Raw genomic sequence first — 18817 nt, 5'->3', positions numbered from 1 at the left:
CGATGGCGACGGACCTGATCCTTGGCGTTGTCCTTCTGCTCTGCCTGCTCGCGGTGGCGTGGCCGTTTCTTGTCTACCCGCTGATCCTGCGCGCGCTACCGACCGTAGCGGAAACGCCGGTCGATAGCCCATCCCCCAGCGCCTCCCTGCTGTTCTGCGCTTATAATGAGGCGGCGGCGATGCCGGAGAAGCTTGCCAATCTGGCGATGCTCAAGCAGCTTCATCCCACCCTTGAAATCCTCGCCTTCGATGATGGTTCGTCCGACGGCACCGGCGACCTGATCGCCGCGCAAGGCGATCTGGTGACGCTCATCCGTGGGCCGGGGCGCAGCGGCAAGGCGCATGGCATGAAGCAACTGGCCGTCCGCGCGCGAGGGGAGATACTGATCTTCACCGACGCCAATGTGCTGTTGGACGGGGAAGCGGTGGAGCGCCTGCTCGCCCGCTATGCCGACAGTCAGGTCGGCGGCGTGCTGGGGTCGCTCCACTATATTGGCGCGGAGGATAGCGCGACCGCCTCGGTCGGGTCGCTCTACTGGCGGATCGAGGAACGGTTGAAGGATGAGGAATCGCGCACCGGCAATGTGTTGGGCGCCGATGGCTCCATCTTCTCGATCCGGCGCAGCCTCTATCCCGATTTCCCCGACAGCGTGCTGGACGATTTGACCGTGTCCATGGCGGTCCTGTTCGCGGGCAAGCGCCTCATCAAGGCGAAGGATGTGATCGCGCGCGAACGGCTGGTGACAGCTCGCAAAGACGAATATCGGCGTAAGGTCCGGATCGCGGCGCGCGCCTGGCATACCCATGTTCATTTGCGGCCGCAGTTGCGGCGTTTGGGCGCCCTGGACCGGTTCAAATATGCGTCGCGCAAGATCGTCCGCTGGTTTGGCGGGCTGTTCATTCTGGTCGGCGGACTCGCTGCGGGCGCGCTGGCGATGCGGGTGTCGCCGGCGCTCTATCTGGCGGGTGCGCTGGGCGTGGCGCTGCTGCTGTGGATCGGCGTGCGGGCGAAGAGCGGTCCTGTCGCCGCGCTGGTCGATGTGCTGATCGCCTATGCCGCGACCCTTCAGGGCGTCGCCAAGGCGATGACGGGGCGCACCGTCACCGTCTGGAACCCCGCCCAGTCGCGCTAAATCGGCCGCGCTGCGCTACTGCCCCTTCACATAGACCCGCTTGCCGCCGATCCAGGTTTCCAGCACCTGGGTCTGGCGGATGTCGGCGGGACGTGCCGTCGAAATGTCGCGGTCGATCAGCAGGAAATCGGCACGCTGGCCGGGGACCAGGCTGCCGAACTTTTTGTCGGCGAAACTGGCATAGGCGGCCTGGCGCGTGAAACCATCCAGCGCGGCTTCAAAGCTGACGCGCTGATCGGGCCTCCAGCCGCCCACGGGTTCGCCCTTGCCATCCTCGCGGCTCATGGCCACGGCGATGCCCGCAAAGGGGTTGGGGCTTTCCACCGGCACGTCGGATCCGAAGGCCAGTGGCACCTTGTTGTCCAGCATCGTCTTCCACGCATAGGCGCCGTTCAGCCGGGCTTCGCCCAGCCGCGCCGTCGCCATCCGCCAGTCCGACGCTTCATGGACCGGCTGCATCGACGCGATAGCGCCTAGCGACCCGAAGCGGGTCAGGTCGCTAGGGCTAACGATCTGCGCATGTTCCACGCGCCAGCGCCGGTCGCCCTTATAGGTGTCGTTCAGTTCCTCGATCGCGTTCAGCAATTCATGATTGGCCGCGTCGCCGATGGCGTGGACGGCGACCTGGAAATTATCCATCGCCGCGCGGCTCATGAAGTTGCGCAACTGCGTGTCGGGGATCATCGGCAAGCCACGCTGGCCCGGCGCATCGGCATAGTCGGCGCGCAGCCATGCGCCCCGCGAGCCTAGCGCGCCGTCGAGCAATAGCTTCACGCCGCCCATGCGCAGATGGTCGTCATAGAGCCAGGGCGTTGGTTCCGGCCCGGCGATCAGCACCATATTGTCGATGCCATAGGCATAGGACATGATCCGCACGCGCAGCGCGCCGCGATCGGCCGAACGGCGAAACGCCTGCCAGTCTTCAATGCTGGTGCCCATGTCGGCAATGCCGGTGATGCCAACCGCCAGCAGCGCGCGCTGCGCCTTTTCCAACGCGATGTCGCGGTCCTTGGGCGCGGGCGGCGGTGTTACCTTCTGGATCAGGTCCATCGCCTTGTCGACGAAGACGCCGGCCGGCTTGCCGCCCGCCATCTCGATCCGGCCGCCCATCGGCGCCTTGGTCGCAGGCGTGATGCCCGCCGCGCGAATCGCCGCGCTGTTGGCCCAGCCGGCATGGCCGTCGATCCGCTCCAGCCACACCGGAATGTCGCCGACCGCCGCGTCCAGTTCTGCGGCGGTGGGGAAGCGCCCCAGACCCCATTGTTCCTGATTCCAGCCGGTGCCGATGATCCACTTGCGCCCGGCATTGGCCTGCGCATAGGCGCGGATCTTGGCCTGCGCCTCCGCCAGCGATCGCGTTTCCGACAGGTCGAGCGTGATCAGCGACAGGCCATAGCCCATCACATGCCCATGCGCGTCGATCAGGCCGGGGATCAGCGTCTTGCCGCCCGCATCCAGCTTGAACGCCAGCCCTTTGGGCGGTTCAGGCCAGGGCTGCCCCTTTTTCGGCTTTTTGGGCCGCTCATATTTGGGCTCCTGATAACGGCCCGGCAGCAGCTTTTCGACCTTGCCGTCATCGTCGATCAGCAGCGCGCCAAAGCGCACGACCTTGCCGCTGGGGTCCAGCGCGATGCCGTTGACATTGTCGATCACGCCAGAGGCGTAAGCGGGGAGGGGCAGGGCGAGCGCAGCAATGGTCGCGATATAGAGGGGTTTCATGCGCGGGTGATCCGGCGCACCAGCGCGCTGGTGTCCTGACGGTTGCCGCCCATAGCCTGCACGTCGGCGTAGAATTGATCGACCATCGCGGTCACTGGCAATGTGGCGCCGTTGGCTCGCGCTTCCTCCAGCGCCAGGCCCAGATCCTTGCGCATCCAATCCACCGCAAAGCCGAAATCAAAACTGTCCTGCGCCATCGTCTTCCACCGATTGTCCATCTGCCAGCTTTGCGCCGCGCCGCCGGAAATCGCCTCGAACACCCTGTCCAGGTCAAGTTCGGCCGCCTGGGCGAAGCGCAGCGCTTCGGACAGGCCCTGCAACACGCCGCCGATGCAAATCTGGTTCACCATCTTGGTCGTCTGGCCCGCGCCTGCGCCGCCGACATGCACGATCCGCGCGGCATAGGCCTGCATCACCAGCTTCGCCGCCGCCACCGCCGGTTCGCTGCCGCCGCACATGATTGACAGCTTGCCATTCTCGGCTCCCGCCTGACCGCCCGACACCGGCGCGTCGACGCTATGGATGCCGCGGCTCTCGCCCTCGACGAACAGCTGCCGCGCGATCCGTGCCGACACGGTGGTATGGTCGATGAACAGGCTGCCTTCCTTCATCGATCGGAAAGCGCCTTCGCGTCCCAGCGTGATCTGCGACAGGTCATCGTCATTGCCGACGCAACTGATGACGATCTCCGCATCCTCCGCCGCCTTGGCCGGGCTGATCGCGACGGCGCCGCCATAGGCTTCCGCCCAGCTCTTCGCCTTGCCGATGGAGCGATTGTAAACGGTCAGGCTGTGCCCCGCCTTGGCCAGGTGCCCTGCAACCGGGCTGCCCATGACGCCCAGGCCGATAAACGCGATATTAGCCATATGCCTCGTACATTTAGTGCGTGGTTCCCGCCATAGGGCCAGTTTTCCGACAGTGCCAGTTTCTTCGCCCGCAATTTTCGTTTAGGTGCCCGCACATGAACACGCTCGCCAAGATCGAAAGCGCCCTGCCGCTGCCCATCACCGTCGATGACATCCTTGCCGCCCGCACCCGGATTGCGGGTTCGATTGTCAAGACGCCGACTTTGATCAGCCAGACGCTGTCGAACATGCTGGGCTGCAACGTCTATCTGAAGTTCGAAAATCTCCAGTTCACCGCCGCCTATAAGGAACGCGGCGCGCTCAATCGCCTGATCCAGCTGGATGACGCAGCCAAAGCCAAGGGCGTGATCGCGGCATCCGCGGGCAATCATGCACAGGGTCTGGCCTATCATGGCAAGCGGCTGGGCGTGCCCGTCACCATCGTCATGCCCACCACCACGCCCACGGTGAAGATCACGCAGACGCAGGGCCATGGCGCGACCGTGGTGCAATATGGCGAGAAATTCGACGACGCTTACGCCCATGCGCGGCTGATGGAGGAGGAACAGGGCCTGACCTTCGTTCATCCCTTCGACGAACCCGACATCATGGCCGGGCAGGGCACGGTCGCGCTGGAAATGCTGGAAGATGCGCCGGAGATCGACACGCTGATCATCCCGATCGGCGGCGGCGGCCTGTTTTCGGGCATGGGCACCGCGGCGCGGGCGATGAAGCCGGATATCCAGCTTTATGGCGTGCAGGCGGAACTGTATCCGTCGATGTACGACTTCATCAAGGGCGCGGACCTGGCCTGCGATGGCGATACGCTGGCTGAGGGCATCGCCGTCAAGCAGCCCGGCGAGCTGACTCGCCGCTTCGTGGAGCGGCTGGCCGACGACGTGCTGCTGGTCAGCGAACGACGGCTGGAAGAGGCGTTGAGCCTGTTGCTGCAGATCGAAAAGACCGTGGTGGAGGGCGCGGGCGCCGCGGGACTCGCCGCGCTGTTGACCTATCGGGAGAAATTCGCCGGGCGCAATGTCGGGCTGGTGCTGACCGGCGGCAATATCGACACCCGCCTTCTCGCCAATGTGCTGCTGCGCGACCTCGCCCGGTCGGGCCGTCTGGCGCGCCTGCGGATCATCCTGCAGGATCGCCCCGGCGCGCTGTTCCATGTCGCCCGCATCTTCGATCAGGAAGCGGTGAATATCCTGGAACTGGCGCATCAGCGTATCTTCACCAACCTTCCGGCCAAAGGATTGACCCTGGACGTCGAGTGCGAAACGCGCGACCGCGGCCATCTGCAACGGTTGATCGCGGCGCTGGGCGAGGCCGGTTATGAGGTCGCGCCGATCGAGGTTGCGTAACGGCGGGAGCGGACCACGATTTTTCGTGGTAAACGCCCTTTTCAGAGGAACATCGGGGCGGCATAGTCGAAAACATGACTGATGTCCGCCGCCATGAAAGGAAGCCTGGAGCGTGACCGCCGCCTTCCGTTTCCCTCGTTTCTTTGTCACCAATCCCAGCCCTTGCCCGTATCTGCCGGGCAAGAGCGAGCGGAAGGTGTTTACCGAACTGAATGGCGAGAATGCGACGGAGCTGAACGACGCGCTGGGCCGAATCGGCTTTCGTCGCAGCCAGAATGTCGCCTATCGGCCAAGCTGCGCGGATTGTTCCGCCTGCGTGTCGGTGCGCGTCTGCGCCAACGAATTTCAGCCCAATGCGACCCAGCGCAAGCTGATCCGTCGCAACAGCGACCTGATCGTCACGGCCTGTAAGCCCTGGTCCACCGAAGAACAGTTCGCCCTGCTCCAGCGCTATCTGGTCGATCGTCATCCCGGCGGCGGCATGACCGAAATGGACGAGATGGACTTCTCCGACATGGTCGAACAGACCCCGGTCGACAGCTATATCATCGAATATCGAGAACCGGGCGTCGATGGCCGCCCCGGCAAGCTGATCGGCGCCTGCCTGACCGATCGCCAGGGCGATGGCCTGTCGATGATCTACAGCTTCTTCGACACCACGCTGGAGCATCGGCCGGGCCTGGGCAATTATATCATCCTGGATCACATCACCCGCGCGGCGAGCGCCGGGCTGCCCTATGTCTATCTGGGCTATTGGGTCGATGGGTCGCAGCGGATGCAATATAAGATCCGCTATCGCCCGCTGGAAAAGCTCAGCCGCAGCGGCTGGGTCCGGTTCGACCCGCACGAGCAGGCGCAGGCCATTCGCGGCGCGCAACAGCGTGACGAACCGCCGCTTCCCGTCGAACTGGTGGGCATGTACCGCAAATAGACAGCCAGATCGGCGAAGGTCGATCGTTCAATGGTGGTTGTGCCATCCGTTTCGGTTGCTGCAACCTGATGCGCTTTTGTCTTGTCGGTCTTCGAACCGATTTTGCCGCCATTGCTGCGCTAGGTAAAACAGAACGGTGCCGCGCCAAACGCCAACGCGCGGGCTGGTCGAGGTTTAGATCCTGATGACATGCAGCGGACCCTGGCGTGTCTGGCGCGATGCGTCGGGCAGGACTTTCATCTGGGCCGACCACTACCGGGCGACACCTTCAGTTCTCCGAAATTCGATCGGCAAAAAAGGGGTCGGGCCTGTGCGGCCCGACCCCGATCCAGCGCTGGTCCGGCGTCGTGACTCGCCTGACCAGCGCTTATTTGCAGCGGCAGCTTCGAACGGCCCTGCGGCGTACCGGCTGGCGAACCGTTTCGGTGACGTAGGTGGTCGTCGTAGTCGTTGTCGTCTGGGCGGGCTGTATCGTGACGGTCGTCACCACCGGTGCAGGATAATAATAGCCACCCGCGATATAGCCGCCGCCCTGCTGCACCACCGGGCCCGGACCCGCCGACCAATGCGACGCCCCGGCATAAGGCGGCGCGTCATAGTCGACGCCAGCGCCGCGCACTTCGCCCTCGAACCGGCCGTCATAGGTGCCGCTCACCTGCCGCCCGTCATCCGTGGTCCAGGTGCCGGTCCAGCGGCCTTCATAATCGTTCTGGGTGGTGACGCTGTCGTCGGCGTAGCCATAGCCATCGTCATAGCCCACGCCCGGACGACGCGGCGGGGGCGGCGCGTTGCGGCGCGGTCCGTCTTCCGCCTTGTCGATCGCCAGGCCCGCCACGGCGCCGACGCCGGCGCCGATCAGCGTGCCCGCGGTGCGATTGCCGCGTCCGGCGATGCGGTTGCCCGCTACGCCTCCCACCACCGCGCCGATCGCGGCGCCGTCCACGCCATTGTCGCGGCGCGGTTCGTCATAATAGGCGTCATCGCCATCGGGACCATAGCCGCCTTCGTACCGATCCCAGTCGATGTCGCTGCGATGGTCGTAGACCCGACCATAACGGTCGGTCATCACTGCATCGTCATAATAGCGCGACCAACCATAGCCATAGGCTGGCGCGGGCAGGCCATAGGCGCCATAATTGGCGATATAATAATTGGGGCTGGTCCAATATTGCGGCAGGACATAGCCATAGACCGGGCGCCGATAACCGCCCCACCCGCCCGGCGCGCGCCAGCCGGCGAACCAGCGGCCGTTATGGCGCTGCCCCCAGCGATGCGCGCCCTTGTTCCAGTTTCCGTTCCAGCCGCCGCCGCCGGGACGCGGCATGTGTATACCGCCGGGCCGGGGGCCGGGGTGCGGCATCGACCCGCCGGGGCGTGGTCCGTTCGCACCGCCCGCGATCGCCGGTGTGGCGACGCCAGCCAGCGCAATGCTCGCCCCCAGAAGCAATAGGGTTGGAGTCCGCATGGTTAACACTCCCTGTTTTCATGGCGCGCCAACCGGATGCGCAGCCCAAAAATGCTAACGCTTCGTTTAGCATGGCGATCCGCGGCTATCCATGATCCAGGCCGTCAAATCCTGTCCCGAAACGGGGCGGAAAGGGGCGATGCCAAGACACGCCGTAAAGAAACAGGGTTAACCGATCAGGAAATACGCGCCGCGATCCGCGCCGCCAGCGCCTCCAGCCCCCTGGCATCATCCGAGTCGAACCGGGCGAGCAGCGGACTGTCGAGATCGATCACGCCGATCAGTCGTCCGTCGTGCAGCACCGGAACCACGATTTCGGATGCGCTGGCGGCGTCGCAGGCGATATGACCGGGAAAGGCGTGGACATCCTCCACCAATTGCGTTTCGCGGGCCGCCGCCGCCGCCCCGCATACGCCGCGGCCGACCGGGATGCGGATACAGGCGGGCTTGCCTTGGAACGGGCCAAGGACCAGTTCTTCCTCCACCATGCGATAAAAGCCCGCCCAGTTGAGATCGGGCAGGAACTGCCAGAGCAGGGCGGACAGGTTCGCCATGTTGGCGACCGGGTCCGGCTCCGATGCTGTCAGCGCATCGGCAGCCGAAAGCAGGTCGGCGTAGAGGGTGGGCTTGTCGGCGGTGGAGGGGGCGAAGTCGTACATCGCGGACATATAGGATGTCCGTTCCCCAAGGGCTAGGGCATCACGCGCCAAGGGCGTGAGCGATCCAATAGCCGCGTCAGCCCCGACAAATGCACGGGGGAGCGCCCGGTAGCGCAACGCACCTGAACGAACATGGCCATCGCGATGGAAGCAGGTGCAAAAAGATTATCGACCATCACGAGCAAAGGTGCGGCAAAGCCGAACCAGAGTGCGGCTCGTTCCGCTTTGTTCAATTGCTTCCAACGACCGAATAGGCAGACTGCAAATCCAAGGCTGGCGACGGTGAGGTCGTAGTTGAAAATATAGGGAAGCGTCAGGACGGTAGCGGAGGCGGCAATGAAAGCCAGTTCCTCATTGCGCACATACCGTGATTTCCAGACGCACCACAAGGCAAAGGCGGCGACGGCGATCTGTGCCGAAGTCGCGATTTCCATCGGAAGACCGCGCAACGCTACATAGGCGGACGGCATCATGAAGAAATAGAATTTATAGCTTTCATCCTGAAGAATGCGGGTTTGCAGCGACGATGTTTCGAGCAACCAGTCGCGCCATAAATCCCAACCGAAAATCGCGCCACTCGCCAGAATCAACCCGGCTGTGACCAGCACAGCTACGCCGATCGCACGCCATGCCTTGCGGATCAGCAAAGTAACCGCGATCAGCATTCCCAGATGCGGTTTGAGTGTCAACAGTCCCGCAATCGCTCCGGCCCGGCCCGGAAAACGAGCGAGCAGGGAAAAGAAGAGCAGCCACATGCCGCCAATGACGAATCCGTAATGCCCCGCCCAGATATTGACCAGCGCGGCAGGCGTCAGGATACTCGTCCACAGGGAAAGTTGGGGCGGCATGTAGGCGCGCGCGGTCCAGGCAAAGAAACCGGCGCCAATCAGCGTCCATGCCAGTAGGGCGATCGGATAGGGTAACGCGCCGAAGGACATGGCCAGAAATAGGCTATGTGGCGGATAGGAGTAATTATAGGGATCAAGTGGTCCGAAAATGGCTGACTGCCATAAACGGTATCCATCATAGTCGTAAAGCAGCGCAAGTTTGTCGGAGAGCGTCAATTGCCCGGCAGTCCACACGTTCAAGAAATCACGGCCGATGACTAGGCGCACCTCGCTCAAACGTAGGCCATCCAGTTGCATCAGGTCCGAAAGCATCAAGAAAGGCCCAAGAAAAGTTCCGCAAATCCATAGCAGCAGGATCGTTGAACGACGCGCATCCTGATGGCTTGATCCGATCACACCACACCCCATAGAAGTCCATCTAGGTGACCCCTATAGCCAGAAAAGTTGGTTAATCGGTTAAGATCGGACGTCACAACCGAACTTTTAGATCAGTCCAGTTGAACCTTTCCACGCCCCTGCTTGATCGTGCCGCGCGCTTTTTTGGCGTCGGTGCGCCGGGCCTTGGCCGCCTTGCCCGGTTTGGTGGCGATGCGGCGGGCGTCGCGGACATGGGCCTTGGCGATCATGGCGCTCAGGCGATCGCGCGCGTCCTGCCGGTTCGCCTCCTGCGTGCGAAAGCGGGACGCCTGGATCACGATCTCATTGCCGGATGTCAGGCGCGATCCGGCCAGTTCCTTGAGCTTGCGATAGGCGTAGGGCGGCAGGGCCAGCTTGAACAGGTCCACGCGCAACTGGACGGTCGTAGCCACCTTGTTGACATTCTGCCCGCCCGGCCCGCCGCCGGTGATGAAGCGCTCCTCCAGCGCATCATCGGGAATGTCAAAGTCCGGCATCGTCCAGCAAATCCTGGCCAAAGCCTGCCGCCGCGAAGGTCGCAGGCAGGGCGGCGCTCGCCTCCGCCGCGGGCTTGTCGCCGCGCGGCATACTCAGGAAACGACTGTGCAACAGCATGGCTCCTTCCCCGTCACCATAGACCGGATCGCCCACGATGCCGAAGCCCAGGCCATGCAGCGCATGGACGCGGATCTGGTGGGTGCGCCCGGTCTGGGGGGAGAAGGCGATCAGCGACCGGCCGTCCTTTTCCGCGACCTTGCGCCAGTGGGTGATGGCGTTCTTCCCCGCCTTGGCCGGGATCATGCGCCATCCTTCCGCCGCGGAACTGATCTTGCTGAGCGCCAGTTCGATCGTGCCTTCATCCTCTGTCGGCACGCCTTCGATCACCGCGACATAGCGTTTGACCACCGTCCCGGCCTCGAACGCGGCGGCGAAGCGCTTATGCGCCTTGGGGTTGCGGGCCAGCAGCAGGCAACCGCTGGTGTCGCGATCCAGCCGGTGTACCGGCAGCGGCCAGCGCTGGAAACCGAAGGTCAGCGAGGCGAGGTGATTTTCGAGCGCCATGGAGCCGTCGCGCGGCGCATCGACCGGCAGGCCCGCGGGCTTGTCGAGGATGAGGGCTTCGCCATCGATGAACAGCACATGGTCGGTAAGCAGGGCCAAGGAGGAGTTTCCGATCGGGACAATAAGGGGTGGGGAATTGACGCGCGCGCGGCTTCCTATAGGCGGTGGAGGCGATGGAATACAGGGGGCATGATCGGCGTCAGGCGCAATTTCGGCTGGACTGGGTCGATGTCGCGCGCGGATTGGGCATATGGGCTGTGGTGGTCGGCCATGTCTGGACCCGCGGGCCGCTTCGCGACGCCCTATATAGTTTCCATATGCCGCTCTTCTTCCTGCTGTCCGGGATGCTGTCGCGGCCCCAGGATGTCGGCGCGTTCACGCGGCGGCAACTGGTCGGTCAGATGCGGCCCTATCTTCTCTTCCTGGCGCTGTTGATCCTGATGGATCAGATCATCGAACCGCTGAAGGGCGGTCGGCCCATCTTCCATCAATGGCCGGATGATCTCGCACCGATCCTGCTGGGCGGCTTCTGGTTGCGCGGGCCTTACACCATCTTTTGGTTCGTGCCCTGCCTAATGATGGCGCGCATCCTGTTCAATGTCGCGCTCCGCCGCTGGCCCGATGTGCTGGACCGGCGCTGGGCGATGCTTCTGCCGCCGATGCTGGTCCTGGCCTATGCGCTGGGCTGGTGGACGCAGGCATCGCCGCTGGGTCTGCTGAGCGTGCCGATGGCCTTCGTGCTGCTGTGGGTGGGGGCGCTCTGGCCGCGGGTGCGGTGGCGGGGCTGGATGGTCGCCCCGCTGGGTGCGCTGGCCTTGGTCGGGCTGGCGGGGGTCATGCCGACGCTCAACATGAAGGCCGCAGATTATGGCTGGCCCTTGCTGTCGATCGCATCGGCCATCGCCACATCCCTATTGCTGTTCCGCCTGTCTGCGCTGGTAGCGCCCTTTGCCGGACCAGTCGCGGCGGTGGGGCGGGCGTCGCTGGTCATCATGTACGCCCATGTCGCCATCATCCATTATCTCTCCCCCTATATGGGCAAGCCGTGGCTATTGCTGGCGGCGCTGCTGATCCCGTTCGCGATCGCCCGGCTGATCCGCCTGTCGCCAGCGGCCAGCCGCTGGTTGAATTAGCCGTCCTGAATCAAAGACATGCGATCGTCAGCCCCTGCGCGGGCAACAATGGCATAGGCGGCCTGGGCGATGAGTTGCGCCTGAGTCAGCGACGCCTTGTCCTCCTTTGATGCCTGCGCGGTGGCGACCGGATCGGCGACAGCGGCGGCTTGGGGGGATGCGTAATAGCCCGCGTCGCTCAGTCGATCGGTCAGGGTCGCGTCTGGGGTGGGAGCGGCTGTCGCGGCGGTCACCTGGCGTGGGCCGGAGGACGGCGCGCTATAGGTCAGCGGTTCGGATGCCGTAGGGGTCGCAACAACGGGTTGCGGCGTCGATGTAACTGGATCGCTGGGGGCAGTTATTGTCGCTGGCGTCGGTGTCACGGGACTGACGACCGTATCCAGCGTCTTCTTGATTTGTCCCCACGCTGTGCTCGCGCCCGTCGCATTGATTGTGCTGGCCATTTAATAATTCTCCGGTCCCCCCGTTCTTATCCGTCATCGGGCCTGCCATGCCGTCAATGAAAAGGGTTGGCGCCGCGTTAAGCGTCCAGGCCGGTGTCGTTACGCGCTTGTCGGACGACTGGCGAGGCTGGATGAAGAGGATTGGCGCGAAACTCGCCTATTCTCGAAATGGCGTCGCCCCTCGCCAGCATCAACGAACAAGGGCTGGCGCATAGTGCCGATGCGCTAGCCCCTTACGGCCGTTTCAAGCCCTGATATCACCCAAGATTCTTCCCACTCGACTTTCGTTAGACGGCGCGAAAGGCGATCAGCCGTGCAGCTTGATTGCGGTTTCGGCGATCCGACGGCCCTGATAGCGGGCGCCGTCCAGTTCCTCTTCCGACGGCTGGCGGCTGCCGTCGCTGTCGGCCAGCGTGGTCGCGCCATAGGGCGATCCGCCGCGCACCTTGTCCACGCCCATCTGGCCCTGGAAGCCATAGTCCAGGCCGACGATGGTCATGCCGAAATGCAGCAGGTTGGTGATAATCGAAAAGAGGGTGGTTTCCTGCCCGCCATGCTGGCTGGCGGTCGAGGTAAAGGCGCCGCCGACCTTGCCATTCAATGCGCCGCGCGCCCACAGGCCGCCGGCCTGGTCAAGGAAGGCCGCCATCTGGCTGGACATGCGGCCAAAGCGGGTGCCGGTGCCCACGATGATCGCGTCATAATCGGCCAATTCCGCGACGGTCGCGATCGGTGCGGCCTGATCCAGCTTGAAATGCGCGTTCTGGGCGACTTCGAGCGGGGCGGTTTCGGGTACGCGCTTGATGTCGACCTGCGCGCCGGCGGCGGTTGCGCCTTCCGCTATGGCTTTCGCCATCGTCTCGATATGACCGTAGGAGGAATAGTAGAGAACCAATATCTTAGCCATGATGTATCTCCTTGAAAGGGTGAGGAAAAGGGTGGCCGCCTGCATGAGGGGATGCAGGCGGCCCGGCCCATCCGAGGGGGGAGGATAATGGACGGGCCGAAGGGGTCAGATGCTGTCCACCAAAACGATTTCAGCGTCTTCGATCGCCGTGATGGTGATCGGCGCGCCGCCCAGGATCGCCGCGCCGTCGCGGGCCTCGAAGGGCTGGCCGTCAATCTCGATCCGGCCCGTCGCCGGGACCAGATAGAGGTGGCGGCCGTCCGCACTGTCATAAGTCACGCTCTCGCCCGCCCGGACCGTGCCGCCCAACAGGCGGGCGTCGGCGCGGATGCGCAACGCTTCCTTGTCGTCGTCATAGCCGCTGGCCAGGACCGCCAGCTTGCCGGAGCGATCGCCCTTCGGAAAAGGCTTGGCGCCCCAACTGGGCTGCCCGCCACGGGCGCGGGGAATGACCCAGATCTGGAACAGGGTGGTGGTTTCATCCTCCAGATTATATTCGGCATGGCGAATGCCGGTGCCCGCCGACATGACCTGCACGTCGCCAGCCTCCGTGCGACCCTGGTTGCCCAGGCTGTCCTTGTGCGTGATCGCGCCAGTGCGGACATAGGTGATGATTTCCATGTCGGCGTGCGGATGCGGCGGAAAGCCGGAACGGGGGCCGATTTCGTCATCGTTCCACACCCGGATGGCGCCCCAGTGCATACGGTCGTCGGCATGATAGTCGGCGAAGGAAAAATGATGGCGCGCGTTCAGCCAGCCATGGTCGGCATGGCCGAGCGACGCGAACGGGCGACGCTCGATGCGGCTCGTTGTGGTCGTGGTCATATAAAGTGCCTTTCGTTGCGGAGGCGGAGGCTTCCGCTTGCTTTCCGACAATCTAGCTATCAGGATCGTTTCTTAAATCGGCAGCTTTGAAACGGATTGTTTCCTGATGCGACTACCTGACTTCGAGGCCTGGGCCATGTTCGCCGCGGTGGTTGAACATCGCAGCTTCACCGATGCGGCCAAGGCGCTGAGCGTGTCGAAGGCGACCGTGTCCAAGGCGGTGACGCGGCTGGAAGAGCATCTGGACACCAGCCTGTTCAACCGCACCAGCCGCCGTCTGGCGCTGACCGAAAGCGGCAAGCGGCTGGCCGACCATGCCCATCGCATCCTGGCGGAGGGGCAGGCGGCGGAGGAAGCGGCGCGCGATGAAACCGCGGAACTGTCCGGCGTGGTGCGACTGGGCGCGCCGATGACCTTCGGCCTGCTGCGCGTCGCGCCGCTGGTGGCGCAATTCACCAAGGAGCATCCCATGGTCGATGTCGACCTGCATCTGTCCGATGCGCAGATCGACATCGTCGACATGGGGCTGGACGCGACCATCCGCATCGCCGACATGCCCGACAGTTCGCTGCGCGCGCGGCGGCTGGCGGACGTGACGCTCTATACCATCGCGTCGCCCGCCTATCTGGACGAACGGGGGCGGCCGCAACATCCAGCCGACCTGGGGACCCATGACTGCCTCTGCTACTCCAACGTCGCGGCGCCTGATGTGTGGCGCTTTGCCGGGCCGGGGCAGCAAAATGTGGTGGTGCAAGTGCGCAGCCGCATCACCGTGAACAGTGGGGAGGCGATGCTGCCCGCGCTGCGCATGGGGGTGGGCATCGCCCGGCTACCCGACTTCATCATCGGCGACGCGCTGGCGAAGGGAGAGGTAGAGGAAATATTGGTCGATTGGCGGCCCGCACCCTTCGGCCTGCATCTCGTCACGCCGCCGTCGCGCCTGCGCCCCGCGCGGGTCGAAGCGTTGCTGGACTATCTGACGACGCATCACGGCTGTTAACCCGCAATATTAAGGTTAGCGAAAAATTTCCGTCCTCGGTTCAGGATGATGGACGTTTGGGCGCATGAGAGCGTCGTTTCGCAGGTGAATCCATATTGACTCCGGGCGGACCGTTTCGCCCTCAACTCTTTGTAAATAGATTCGTTTTGATGCGACTCGCGGATTCCTGCCGGTTAGCGAAAAATTAACCTTTGTCCTTCAGAAGTTTTTTGGTTAATGATTTGGAGCAGAAGCCGTTCTGGTGGGGTGAACGGGACTGCGATCCATCGGCGGGATTGGCCGAGGTGACAACAAGGGGCTTCACATGCGCGTGCTGCTGATTGAGGACGAACCGACCACCGCCAAGGCGATCGAGCTTATGCTCACGACCGAAGGCTTCAACGTCTACACGACCGATCTGGGCGAAGAAGGCCTCGATCTGGGCAAGCTCTATGATTACGACATCATCTGCCTGGACCTGAACCTGCCTGACATGCACGGCTATGACGTGCTGAAAAAGCTGCGGGCGGCCAAGGTGCAGACCCCGGTGCTGATCCTGTCGGGCATATCGGAGATGGACAGCAAGGTCCGCTCCTTCGGCTTTGGCGCCGACGATTATGTGACCAAGCCCTTCCATCGCGAAGAGCTGATCGCCCGCATCCACGCCGTCGTGCGCCGGTCCAAGGGGCATAGCCAGTCGGTCATCCGCACCGGCAAGCTGGCGGTGAATCTGGACGCCAAGACGGTGGAAGTGGACGGCAACCGCGTCCACCTGACCGGTAAGGAATATGCCATGCTGGAGCTGCTCTCGCTCCGCAAGGGCACGACGCTGACAAAGGAAATGTTCCTGAACCACCTTTATGGCGGCATGGACGAACCTGAACTCAAGATCATAGACGTCTTCATTTGCAAGTTGCGCAAGAAGCTTGCTCTGGCCTGTAGCGGCGACAATTATATCGAAACGGTCTGGGGTCGCGGCTATGTGTTGCGCGATCCTGACGAGATCGTGGAGGAGCAGGCCAAGGTCGCCTGATCCCAGACTGGTTAACGGGGGTGGAAAGGCCGGGGTCCGACAGGGTGCCGGCCTTTTCCGTTTCGGGTCGGCTTGACGGACGATGTTCTCTTTTTGATCGCCTTTTCCCTTTCGACCGTGGATCATCGGCAAGGTTGGCGTTAAGGCGGGAGCATGGATGACCTGTTTGCCGATCGATCCCTGAGTGAACAGACGCTGGGCAGGGGCGACATCGCGCCGCTGGCCAAAAAAGGCTTGCCGGCGCATCTGATCGATTGCGACCTGGACGAGGCCGACCTGTCGGGGCTGGACCTGTCGCGCTGGATATTCGAACGCTGTCAGGTCCGCCGCACCGATTTCACCGACGCGAAGCTGGATGGAACGCGGTGGCAGTCGTGCCGCGGCGGATTCGTGCAGCTCGCTGGCGCGGACCTGCGCGAGGCGGAGTTTCTTGCTTGCGACCTCAATAACGGCGTGCTGCGCCGCGCCAAGCTGTTTGGCGCCAAATTCGAACGGTGCAAACTGACCGGCGCGGACTTGTCCGACGCGAGCGCGCTGGACGTGCAATTTGCCGAAACGCTGTTGGTCAACGCGCGGCTGCCGGGCTTTTCCTTTCGCAAGCAGGTGCTGACCGCAGTCGATTTCAGCCAGGCGGACCTCGCCAAATGCGATTTTCGCGGCACCTTGTTCGACGGATGCAGCCTGCGCGACGCGGCGCTGGACGGGTGCCGGTTCGATGGCGCGGACTTGCGCGAGGCGGATATCGGCGGATTGCGGCTGGTCAATGCCGGGCTGTTCCGCGGCGCGACGATTTCTCGCGAGCAGGCGGGGCAATTGCTGGGCGAATTGGGCTTGAACGTGCGCTGATCGGCGAAGTTGAACGGGCCAGCGGCCTCAAAGGCTGCCGGCCCGTTCGTCAGGCGGTGGGGCGTCGGGCGGCGGCGTGGAACTTGACCGCCGTCCGTATCACGCCCTGTGCGGGGTCAATCGTCCGCCTGATTGGGGGTAGGGGTGTTGCGACTTGTCGAGCCCTGGCCGCTGGCCTCACCCGAAAGCTGGCCACTGGCATCAATCGACGCGGCATTGTCGAGCGCGCCCGTCCCCTGGCCCGCGGCGTTGCCGGCCGCCGATCCTGCGCCGCTCGCCACGCCCGATGCGCGGTCGCGGGTGGCGTTGAGCGCCGCGCCGGCTCGATCGCGGCCGTTGGCGACGGTCGTAGCGGCGCGGTCCCGTGCGGCGGTGGCGGTATCGGTCGCCCGATCCCGCACGCTGCCGGCCGTCTCCCCGGCCCGGTTCCGCACGGCGCCGACGGCGTTGCGTGCGTCGCTGGCGCCGAGCGTGTCGATCGCCAGGCCGCCGCTGGCCGATCCACCGGCAGAACCCGATGCGCTGCCGCTGCGGGTCTTGCCCTTGCTAGTCGCCGATCCGGTGGCTGAACCATCGGCGCGGCTGCGGCTTGATCCGCTGGCCTCGACGCGGCCATTATCGAGATCGACGCTACGGTCGAGGCTGCCTGCGCCGTCAAGCGTGCTGCCCAGCGATCCGCCAAGGCCGCCGCCTGCGCCGCCCAAAGCGCCGCCCAGCGATCCGCCCAGGCCACCGCCGCCGCCCAGAAGCTGGGCCGAGGCGGGCGTCGCGGTCAGGGCGGCGAGGCAGGCGGTCGCGATCAGGAACTTGGCTTTCATCACTCGTCTCCTTCATGTGCATATCGATGCGATGAAAGGAGAACGGAAGGGACGTTCGCTTTAATCCCGATGGCCCAGGAAAAATTTCAAGTCACTGAAAATTATTAATTATTTCTACAAGTACCGCAGATGACCGGCGTCTTGCCTTTAGTGGGCGGGGTCGCTTCGGCGCGCAGCGCGGCGATGTCGCCACGCATCAGCAACCGACCCGCGACCAGCGGCGCGGCGAAGCTGGTGCCGCGCACCGCGCTCTTGCCGCCACTTGTGTTCGCCGCCTGCATGTCCGCGCCGGGGGCGGCGAAATCGACATGGAGCGCGCGGCCGGCTTCGGGCAAGGGCCGCCCACGCCCGTCGATCCCGGTCACAGCGACGACGCCGGGATAGGATGCGGGATAGGCGGGCGGGGCGGCCGGGCCGTCATTGCCGACCGCCGCGACCAGGATCACGCCCTTGTCCCGCGCCAGGCGGATCGCGCCATCGAGCAGCGGATTGGCCGGGCCGACCAGGCTGACGGTGACGACGCGCACCCCACGCGCCGCCATCCATCCCAGTGCGCGGACGATGGCGAAGGCGCCGCCCCCGGCCGGATCGTCGCCATAGACGTCCGCGACCAGCAGCGATGCGCCGGGCGCTCCGCCCCGCACCACCCCCTCGCCACTGATAAGCGAGGCGACAGCGGTGCCATGGGCGCTGGCGCGCGGCGCGCCCTGCGCGAAGCCGCGTTGTTCGATCGGCCCGCTAAGCGCGGGATGCTGCGCTACGCCGCCGTCGATCAGCCCAGCGAGCCGCCCATCGACCCGGCCGCCGCCCGCCAGCGCGGGGCTGGCGAGGAACCATGCGTCGCCGCTGGGGAAATAGAGATTGTCCGCGCTGGCCTGCGCGCGCGGGGCGATGCGGCGCACGTCGCGCAGCGCCTTGGCCAGGCTGCGGCCTTTGGGTAGCGTCAGGCGAGCGACGGCCAGGTCGATGCCCTCCACGCTCTCGCCGTCCACGCCATAGCCCGCCGCGCGCAAGGCATCGATCGTCGCGTCGTCCGCGCCGGTAAGCAGAATGACACCGCGCCGCGCCGGTTCGCGCCGGTCGTCCAGTTCGATCCGGTCGCCATGGCGACGGAGCAGGTCGGTGATCCGCGTGGCGCGCGCCGCCGCGAGCCGGTCGGCGAGGCGCGCGGGCGACAAGCGGTCGAGGTCGGCCGCATCGACCGCGCCATCGACGCGCTCCACAATGTCGGGCACGACCTGACCCACCGCGCCCAGCCCGCCGCCGCCGCCGGGCAGCAACTGCGCCTGGGTGGCTGATGGCGCGATCAGCATCATCCCCGCGATCATCCAGGGGTGCGTCAGTTTCATGTCCGTCTCACCGATCCTCTCGTCTGCAAAATCAACCATTGCGAAAAAATGTCCATCCGTCT

19 protein-coding genes are annotated in these 18817 nt (G+C 64.4%); 7 read left to right on the top strand and 12 right to left on the bottom strand.

The window, feature by feature from the left end; all coding sequences use genetic code 11:
- Positions 1 to 2 precede the first annotated feature (2 nt).
- On the top strand, positions 3 to 1133 hold the full coding sequence (locus V473_RS10225; protein WP_066603407.1) for a glycosyltransferase: 1131 nt from the start codon (positions 3 to 5) through the stop codon (positions 1131 to 1133).
- A 15-nt stretch (positions 1134 to 1148) separates the two neighbouring features.
- Here V473_RS10225 and V473_RS10220 read toward each other — a convergent pair whose 3' ends face one another.
- Together V473_RS10220 and V473_RS10215 are read right to left on the bottom strand one after the other, a co-directional pair.
- Positions 1149 to 2852, bottom strand: coding sequence for an amidohydrolase (locus V473_RS10220; RefSeq protein WP_066603404.1), 1704 nt, complete (start codon positions 2850 to 2852; stop codon positions 1149 to 1151).
- Positions 2849 to 3718, bottom strand: a complete 870-nt coding sequence (locus V473_RS10215) for an NAD(P)-dependent oxidoreductase (RefSeq protein ID WP_066603402.1) — start codon at positions 3716 to 3718, stop codon at positions 2849 to 2851. The genes V473_RS10220 and V473_RS10215 overlap by 4 nt, the downstream gene beginning before the upstream one ends.
- Before the next feature lie 95 nt (positions 3719 to 3813).
- Between V473_RS10215 and V473_RS10210 the strand changes: the two genes are divergently transcribed.
- Positions 3814 to 5061, top strand: a complete 1248-nt coding sequence (locus V473_RS10210; RefSeq protein WP_066603399.1) for a threonine ammonia-lyase — start codon at positions 3814 to 3816, stop codon at positions 5059 to 5061.
- A gap of 112 nt (positions 5062 to 5173) precedes the next feature.
- Entirely contained in the window at positions 5174 to 5992 is an 819-nt protein-coding gene (locus tag V473_RS10205) for an arginyltransferase (RefSeq protein ID WP_066603396.1), read from the top strand.
- A gap of 367 nt (positions 5993 to 6359) precedes the next feature.
- Here V473_RS10205 and V473_RS10200 read toward each other — a convergent pair whose 3' ends face one another.
- From V473_RS10200 to V473_RS10180, 5 genes are all read right to left on the bottom strand, one after another.
- Entirely contained in the window at positions 6360 to 7457 is a 1098-nt protein-coding gene (locus V473_RS10200) for an RcnB family protein (protein WP_066603393.1), read from the bottom strand.
- Between the two features lie 176 nt (positions 7458 to 7633).
- Positions 7634 to 8116 (bottom strand): GAF domain-containing protein, encoded by a 483-nt coding sequence (locus tag V473_RS10195; RefSeq protein ID WP_066603389.1) that lies wholly within the window; start codon positions 8114 to 8116, stop codon positions 7634 to 7636.
- A 32-nt stretch (positions 8117 to 8148) separates the two neighbouring features.
- The gene (locus V473_RS10190; RefSeq protein WP_244884366.1) at positions 8149 to 9360 is read right to left on the bottom strand and encodes a glycosyltransferase family 87 protein; all 1212 of its coding nucleotides are present in this window, start codon (positions 9358 to 9360) and stop codon (positions 8149 to 8151) included.
- 92 nt (positions 9361 to 9452) lie between these two features.
- Positions 9453 to 9857 carry an alternative ribosome rescue aminoacyl-tRNA hydrolase ArfB gene (gene arfB, locus V473_RS10185; protein WP_066603380.1) on the bottom strand — a complete coding sequence of 135 codons (405 nt, stop codon included), beginning with the start codon at positions 9855 to 9857 and terminating at the stop codon, positions 9453 to 9455.
- Positions 9844 to 10521: an RluA family pseudouridine synthase gene (locus tag V473_RS10180; protein WP_066603378.1), complete on the bottom strand. Its 678-nt coding sequence runs from the start codon at positions 10519 to 10521 to the stop codon at positions 9844 to 9846. The genes arfB and V473_RS10180 overlap by 14 nt, the downstream gene beginning before the upstream one ends.
- A gap of 74 nt (positions 10522 to 10595) precedes the next feature.
- Here V473_RS10180 and V473_RS10175 point away from each other — a divergent pair, with 74 nt between their 5' ends.
- Positions 10596 to 11555, top strand: coding sequence for an acyltransferase family protein (locus V473_RS10175; protein WP_066603375.1), 960 nt, complete (start codon positions 10596 to 10598; stop codon positions 11553 to 11555).
- Here V473_RS10175 and V473_RS23530 read toward each other — a convergent pair.
- From V473_RS23530 to V473_RS10160, 3 genes are all read right to left on the bottom strand, one after another.
- Positions 11552 to 11998, bottom strand: a complete 447-nt coding sequence (locus tag V473_RS23530) for a hypothetical protein (protein WP_129925976.1) — start codon at positions 11996 to 11998, stop codon at positions 11552 to 11554. The genes V473_RS10175 and V473_RS23530 overlap by 4 nt on opposite strands.
- Before the next feature lie 307 nt (positions 11999 to 12305).
- On the bottom strand, positions 12306 to 12905 hold the full coding sequence (wrbA, locus tag V473_RS10165) for an NAD(P)H:quinone oxidoreductase (protein ID WP_066603370.1): 600 nt from the start codon (positions 12903 to 12905) through the stop codon (positions 12306 to 12308).
- Positions 12906 to 13010: 105 nt separating this feature from the next.
- A complete protein-coding gene (locus V473_RS10160; protein ID WP_066603367.1) occupies positions 13011 to 13730 on the bottom strand; it encodes a pirin family protein in 720 nt (239 codons plus the stop codon).
- 106 nt (positions 13731 to 13836) lie between these two features.
- On the opposite strand from V473_RS10160, the gene V473_RS10155 reads away from it, so the two are divergent.
- The 3 genes from V473_RS10155 (at position 13837) to V473_RS10145 (ending at position 16588) form a co-directional block, all read left to right on the top strand.
- A complete protein-coding gene (locus V473_RS10155; RefSeq protein WP_066603363.1) occupies positions 13837 to 14730 on the top strand; it encodes a LysR family transcriptional regulator in 894 nt (297 codons plus the stop codon).
- Positions 14731 to 15034: 304 nt separating this feature from the next.
- Positions 15035 to 15742 (top strand): response regulator transcription factor CtrA, encoded by a 708-nt coding sequence (ctrA, locus tag V473_RS10150; protein ID WP_066603360.1) that lies wholly within the window; start codon positions 15035 to 15037, stop codon positions 15740 to 15742.
- Positions 15743 to 15895: 153 nt separating this feature from the next.
- Complete coding sequence (locus V473_RS10145) at positions 15896 to 16588, top strand: pentapeptide repeat-containing protein (RefSeq protein ID WP_066603356.1); 693 nt, start codon at positions 15896 to 15898, stop codon at positions 16586 to 16588.
- Between the two features lie 116 nt (positions 16589 to 16704).
- Here the strand turns inward: V473_RS10145 and V473_RS10140 are convergent, their stop codons facing one another.
- Together V473_RS10140 and V473_RS10135 are read right to left on the bottom strand one after the other, a co-directional pair.
- Positions 16705 to 17406 carry a hypothetical protein gene (locus V473_RS10140; RefSeq protein WP_066603353.1) on the bottom strand — a complete coding sequence of 234 codons (702 nt, stop codon included), beginning with the start codon at positions 17404 to 17406 and terminating at the stop codon, positions 16705 to 16707.
- 104 nt (positions 17407 to 17510) lie between these two features.
- Entirely contained in the window at positions 17511 to 18794 is a 1284-nt protein-coding gene (locus V473_RS10135) for a S8 family serine peptidase (RefSeq protein ID WP_066603350.1), read from the bottom strand.
- Positions 18795 to 18817: the final 23 nt, after the last annotated feature.

Origin of the sequence: Sphingobium cupriresistens LL01 (genome assembly GCF_001046645.1) — a bacterium.
Taxonomy (GTDB): domain Bacteria; phylum Pseudomonadota; class Alphaproteobacteria; order Sphingomonadales; family Sphingomonadaceae; genus Sphingobium; species Sphingobium cupriresistens.
Note: the sequence above shows the minus strand (reverse complement) of the source record. Positions and strands in the feature narration are given on the sequence as shown.

Coding starts and splice junctions, on each gene's coding strand:
- V473_RS10215 (WP_066603402.1), bottom strand. CDS start 3,718: ATGGCTAATATCGCGTTTATCGGCCTGGGCGTCATGGGCAGCCCGGTT.
- wrbA (WP_066603370.1), bottom strand. CDS start 12,905: ATGGCTAAGATATTGGTTCTCTACTATTCCTCCTACGGTCATATCGAG.
- arfB (WP_066603380.1), bottom strand. CDS start 9,857: ATGCCGGACTTTGACATTCCCGATGATGCGCTGGAGGAGCGCTTCATC.
- V473_RS10210 (WP_066603399.1), top strand. CDS start 3,814: ATGAACACGCTCGCCAAGATCGAAAGCGCCCTGCCGCTGCCCATCACC.
- V473_RS10220 (WP_066603404.1), bottom strand. CDS start 2,852: ATGAAACCCCTCTATATCGCGACCATTGCTGCGCTCGCCCTGCCCCTC.
- V473_RS10155 (WP_066603363.1), top strand. CDS start 13,837: ATGCGACTACCTGACTTCGAGGCCTGGGCCATGTTCGCCGCGGTGGTT.
- ctrA (WP_066603360.1), top strand. CDS start 15,035: ATGCGCGTGCTGCTGATTGAGGACGAACCGACCACCGCCAAGGCGATC.
- V473_RS23530 (WP_129925976.1), bottom strand. CDS start 11,998: ATGGCCAGCACAATCAATGCGACGGGCGCGAGCACAGCGTGGGGACAA.
- V473_RS10200 (WP_066603393.1), bottom strand. CDS start 7,457: ATGCGGACTCCAACCCTATTGCTTCTGGGGGCGAGCATTGCGCTGGCT.
- V473_RS10140 (WP_066603353.1), bottom strand. CDS start 17,406: ATGAAAGCCAAGTTCCTGATCGCGACCGCCTGCCTCGCCGCCCTGACC.
- V473_RS10175 (WP_066603375.1), top strand. CDS start 10,596: ATGGAATACAGGGGGCATGATCGGCGTCAGGCGCAATTTCGGCTGGAC.
- V473_RS10195 (WP_066603389.1), bottom strand. CDS start 8,116: ATGTACGACTTCGCCCCCTCCACCGCCGACAAGCCCACCCTCTACGCC.
- V473_RS10145 (WP_066603356.1), top strand. CDS start 15,896: ATGGATGACCTGTTTGCCGATCGATCCCTGAGTGAACAGACGCTGGGC.
- V473_RS10135 (WP_066603350.1), bottom strand. CDS start 18,794: ATGGTTGATTTTGCAGACGAGAGGATCGGTGAGACGGACATGAAACTG.
- V473_RS10225 (WP_066603407.1), top strand. CDS start 3: ATGGCGACGGACCTGATCCTTGGCGTTGTCCTTCTGCTCTGCCTGCTC.
- V473_RS10160 (WP_066603367.1), bottom strand. CDS start 13,730: ATGACCACGACCACAACGAGCCGCATCGAGCGTCGCCCGTTCGCGTCG.